4 protein-coding genes are annotated in these 2,967 nt (G+C 54.1%); 2 read left to right on the forward strand and 2 right to left on the reverse strand.

Features of this window, described 5'->3' with window-relative positions; translation table 11 throughout:
- Positions 1-136 precede the first annotated feature (136 nt).
- A complete protein-coding gene (locus ADADOO_RS10120) occupies positions 137-1,366 on the reverse strand; it encodes a pyridoxal phosphate-dependent aminotransferase (protein WP_511277228.1) in 1,230 nt (409 codons plus the stop codon).
- Between the two features lie 108 nt (positions 1,367-1,474).
- Between ADADOO_RS10120 and ADADOO_RS10125 the strand changes: the two genes are divergently transcribed.
- Positions 1,475-1,846: an Mth938-like domain-containing protein gene (locus ADADOO_RS10125; RefSeq protein ID WP_511277229.1), complete on the forward strand. Its 372-nt coding sequence runs from the start codon at positions 1,475-1,477 to the stop codon at positions 1,844-1,846.
- 4 nt (positions 1,847-1,850) lie between these two features.
- Here the strand turns inward: ADADOO_RS10125 and ADADOO_RS10130 are convergent, their stop codons facing one another.
- On the reverse strand, positions 1,851-2,645 hold the full coding sequence (locus tag ADADOO_RS10130) for an outer membrane lipoprotein-sorting protein (protein WP_511277231.1): 795 nt from the start codon (positions 2,643-2,645) through the stop codon (positions 1,851-1,853).
- A 51-nt stretch (positions 2,646-2,696) separates the two neighbouring features.
- Here ADADOO_RS10130 and ADADOO_RS10135 point away from each other — a divergent pair.
- The coding region (locus tag ADADOO_RS10135; protein WP_511277232.1) for an ATP-binding cassette domain-containing protein at positions 2,697-2,967 on the forward strand (271 nt) is incomplete at its 3' end.

Here is a 2,967-nt window from a genome sequence, read left to right on the forward strand (position 1 = left end):
AGGTGCCACCGCCGACGGTGCCGATGCCGATAAGGCCAACATTGATAGGTTTCATTTTAGTAGTTTGTTATGAGTGGTGAGTTATTAGCAATCAGAGCTTAGCTGTTGCCAGTGACTAGCAAGCAGCGACTCCCGACTAATTCGTGCCGTGGCGCTTGCGATAGTTTTCCAGGAAGAGCGCAATACGACCGATCGCCTCCCGCAAATCATCCTCGTGGGGCAGGAAAACTAGCCGGAAGTGATCCGGATGCGGCCAGTTGAAGCCAGTCCCCTGGACCAGTAGCACTTTTTCTTCCTGAAGCAGATCCGAGATGAATTGCTGGTCGTTCTTGATCGGATAGACCGCTGGGTCGAGTTTCGGGAACATGTATAACGCCGCCTTTGGCTTGACACAGCTAACACCAGGAATAGCCGTTATCAGTTCATGCGCTATGTCGCGCTGGCGACGCAGGCGACCGCCATCTCTGACCAGGTCGTCAATGCTCTGATAACCCCCCAGCGCCGTCTGAATGCCATGTTGGCCCGGCGCATTGGCGCACAAGCGCATTGACGCCAGCATGTCGAGCCCCTCGATGTAATCCTTGGCGTAGCGCTTGTCGCCTGAAACCACCATCCAGCCGGCACGGTATCCGCAGGAGCGATAGTTTTTCGACAGGCCATTGAAGGTGATCATCAGGACATCTTCGGCCAGCGACCCGATCGAAGTGTGTTTTTCAGCGTCGTACAAAACCTTGTCATAAACCTCGTCGGCATAGATCGTCAGATGATGCTGGCGGGCAATGTCGATGATTTCGTGCAGTAGATCGTCGGGATAAAGCGCGCCAGTCGGGTTGTTCGGGTTGATGATGACAATCGCCCTGGTATGCGCATTGATCTTGCTGCGAATGTCGTCAAGGTCGGGCAGCCAGCCCTTGCTCTCGTCGCACAGGTAATGCTTTGGCGTACCACCCGAAAGGCTGATCGCCGCTGTCCACAACGGATAGTCCGGAGCTGGCACCAGCACTTCGTCGCCGGCGTCGAGCAACGCATTCATCGCCATCACGATCAACTCGGACACGCCGTTACCGACATAGATGTCATCCAGCGTCACACCCTTGATGCCCTTCTGCTGGGTGTAGTGCATGATCGCCTTGCGCGCCGCGAAAATGCCCTTGGAGTCGGTGTATCCCGCCGCATTGGGCAGGTTGCGGATCATGTCCTGCTGAATTTCTTCCGGCGAGTCAAAACCGAACGCGGCCAGATTGCCGATGTTCAGCTTGATGATCTTGTGCCCCTCCTCCTCCATCTGCTTGGCTTTCTGCAGCACAGGGCCGCGAATGTCATAACAGACGTTGGCGAGTTTGGCGGACTTCTTGACATGTTTCATTGGAATCTTCCGGCGTAACGGCTTATGGCCCACAAGGGCCAAAGGTATAATCCTACTTTATCGCATGGTGCACCGCAATTTTGGCGGGCTTTTCGGAATGATCGCGCAGTGAAACTACACATCTCGAATACCGCAGGACTTAATTTATTCACCGCCTATGGCGACGACTATGCTGCGGTCAACCACGAAAAACACGAGAAAAATCTGATTCTGCTTCCAGAATCAGTCATTCCGGCCTGGACTACGGCAACGGTAAACACCTTGAGCGAAGCAGATATGCAAATTCTGCTCGGACTGGGTACCGAAATCGTCCTGCTCGGCACCGGAAAAAGCCTGCGCTTCCCGCCCGGCGCCCTCCTCCGCCCCTTCGGCCCAGCCGGCATCGGACTGGAAATAATGGACCTGAAAGCTGCCTGCCGCACCTACAACATCCTTGCCGCTGAAGGGCGCAAGGTGGCTGCGGCACTGCTCTTCGACTAATCGCTCAGTCCAGCTTTTTCAGGTATTCCTTGGTAAAAATCTTGTCCGGAAGATCGCGCAACTTCATGTCGCTGTAATCGAGAACCGACTTCTCGCCGTTGCGTAACGCATCCTCCATGACGAGCCGCGTTGGACGAACCCGCCCCGCCAATGTCTGGAAATTCTCATAGCTGCATTTCTTCATAAGTCGATTGGACAACGAGTAGAACTCGGCCTTCAATGGCCAGCCTGACTTCTCATTCACCCAATAAACGACCCGCTGATAAGTAACGCTACGGTCAACGGCAATTAACTCAAGAATATGGAAAGAGTCGTTGCCGATTTTTTCAGTACCGATGATTTTCGAATTGTAGTCACCGGAAAAATTAGCGCGCGCCAGATCGCCGTTAGCCACTTGCCCCGTCAGGCGCTGTGCAAGGGAAATCCGTACCGGTTGCGACACCTCGGGCATAAATACCCAGAGGTCACGCCCCTTCATCAGAATGATCTGACCGCGTTCCGCTGCGGGCTCGGTCACCATGACGACCGTGTTCTCATTACCCTTTGAAAGAACACGGTATTTGCGCATGTCGGCATCTTTGTCCGGGCGCCGGGAATTTATTACAATGTCAACCTGAAACCCATCGGATGGAAAGCGAACCTTGTCCGCCTTTTCAACTATACTGCGGGCAATCGCATCATCGGTCGGCGCAACAGCGGAACCTTGTGCCGCAACGGTCAGTGAGTGGAGCAAAAGAAAAATGCCGGACGTCAGAGCAAGGCCCCATCTGCCATTCCGAACGCTGTCTTTATGTACCATGAATATTCTCCAGCACTATTCCGATGTGAATTCTAACGACGAAAACCGATCATGAGCGTAGTGCGCATCGAACACGTATTCAAGGACTACCAGCTCGGCGAACAAACCGTCCACGCCTTGAATGATATTACATGGTCCATTGATGCCGGCGTCTTTCTCGCCATCTCCGGCCCGTCCGGCAGCGGCAAGACCACCCTGCTCAACCTGATCGGCTGCATCGACAAACCGACGCGCGGCAAGATATTCATCAACGAAAAAGACGTGTCAGAAAAATCAGCGAACGAGTTGGCCGACCTGCGCTCACGATCGATCGGCTTCATCT

Origin of the sequence: Azonexus sp. (assembly GCF_036170495.1) — a bacterium.
Lineage (GTDB): Bacteria > Pseudomonadota > Gammaproteobacteria > Burkholderiales > Rhodocyclaceae > Azonexus.